Below are 1,914 nucleotides of genomic sequence, written 5' to 3'. Positions count from 1 at the left end.
CGCCGCCGTCGCCGCGCACGCCCCGCAGCGCCCCGGGCCCCCCGCCGCGGACGGCCCCGGCACGCCCCAGGGCGACAGGGCCCCGCTGCACGGCCCCGGCGGTGTCCCGGCCGAGGTCAAGGCCCCGCGGACGACCCGGACCGAGATCATCGAGCGGGCCGGGAGGTGGGTCGCCGCGCGGGTGCCCTACGACATGAACGCCTACTGGTCCGACGGCTACCGCCAGGACTGCTCGGGCTTCGTCTCGATGGCCTGGAACCTCGGCGTGAACGAGTGGACCGGCAGCCTCGACACGTACGGCGTCAGAATCGGCCGGGACGAACTGCGGGCCGGGGACATCCTGCTCTTCCACAATCCGGCCGACCCCGAGAGGGGATCGCACGTCACGGTCTTCGGCGGCTGGAGGGACGGCACGCGCAAGCAGTACCTCGCGTACGAGCTGACCCGTCCGCACGCCCGCAGGCAGACGACCCCTTACGCCTACTGGAGCAATGCGAACCGCTATCTGCCCTACCGCTACAAAGGGCTCCGGGCGGAATCGAGCGAGGACGGCACGGTCACGCCCATCACCTCTCCGTCCGGGAACGCCTTTCCCGGCGCGGCCGTCTTCGGGCCCGGCGCGAACAACGCGTACGTGACCCGGCTGGGGCGGATGCTCGTCGCGCGGGGCGCCGGGGCGTTCTACACCTCGGGACCGGGACCGCGCTGGTCGGACGCGGACCGGCGGGCGACCCGGGCGTTCCAGGAGGCGCAGGGCTGGACCGGGGCGGCCGCCGACGGGCTGCCGGGGCCGGCGACCTGGTCGTACCTGGTGAAGGGGCAGGGCCGGGACGTGACGACCGAGGGCGGCGGGGGCTCCGGCACCCCGGCGTCCCCGGGCGGGGACCCCGCCTCGCACGGTGTCGCCGGCTACCCCGGCCGGGCGCTGTTCCGGCCCGGCGCCGAGAACGCCTACGTCACCCGGCTCGGGAAGCAACTGGTGAAGAAGGGGTTCGGCACGTACTACACGCGGGGTCCGGGACCGCGGTGGGGCGAGAGCGACCGGCGCAACGTCGAGGCGTTCCAGCGTGCGCAGGGGTGGCGCGGCGGGGCGGCGGACGGCTATCCGGGGCCGGAGACCTGGCGGCGCCTCTTCTCCTGAGGGCTTCCCTGTGAGGCTCCTCTCCTGAGGGGCTCCTCACACCCTGGTCCCACACGGCAGCTCTTCCCGGCGCGGAGGCACGGAGGCACGTATGAGTACGACGACCACTTCACCCTCACCGGAGCCCGAGGGCGCCCCGGAGGCGGGCAGCCGTGACACGGGCGCCCGCGACACCGGCACCTCCGGCACATCCGGCACCGCTGTCCGTGACATCGGCACCGCTGTCCGCGACACCGGCAGCCGTGACACAGGCACCCGCGGGACGGACACCGCTGGGGCGGAGATCGGTGGGGCGGACACCGGTGGGACGGATGCCGGGGGGAGGAGTACCGGGGAGAAGGACGCCGGTGAGGCGGGCGTCCGTGAGACGGGTGGCTGGGGAACCGGCGTCCGTGAGGCGGGTGGCCGGGGGGTGGGTGTCCGTGAGGCGGTTGGCCGGGGGGCGCGGGTCATCCGTACCGAGGCGACCACCGAGATCCCGGTCCACCTGCTCTTCCGCGACGAGCCCGAGCCGGTGTCCGTACCGCTCGGCCCCGCCGTCGTGAGCCGTCGGCGGGACGGGGCCGCCCCCGTCCGGGCGCAGCCGGGGAAGGGGGACGGCGAGCAGCCCCGGATCGTCCGGCGCACCCCGGCCCCGCCGCAGCCGCGGTCCGCCCCGGAGGCCGACCCCGACCTGGTGGAGCGGCCCGCCCGGGTGCTGCCGGGCGCGGCCGGGGTGCTGGCCGGCGCGGCCGGCGCGACCGGGTGCGTCCTGGCGTCGTGGTGGGCGGGGA

1 protein-coding gene and 1 pseudogene are annotated in these 1,914 nt (G+C 75.9%); both read left to right on the top strand.

The window, feature by feature from the left end; all coding sequences use genetic code 11:
• Nucleotides 1–1,141 (top strand): peptidoglycan-binding protein (locus tag KM933_RS38585; RefSeq protein WP_221362301.1); only part of this gene is annotated, 1,141 nt, incomplete at its 5' end.
• 91 nt (nucleotides 1,142–1,232) lie between these two features.
• A pseudogene (locus tag KM933_RS40150) lies at nucleotides 1,233–1,914 on the top strand (hypothetical protein); the annotation flags it as partial.

It is taken from the genome of Streptomyces beigongshangae, assembly GCF_019710745.1.
Lineage (GTDB): Bacteria > Actinomycetota > Actinomycetes > Streptomycetales > Streptomycetaceae > Streptomyces > Streptomyces beigongshangae.
The sequence above is the reverse complement of the archived record's forward strand: the minus strand, read 5'-3'. Positions and strand labels throughout refer to the sequence as shown.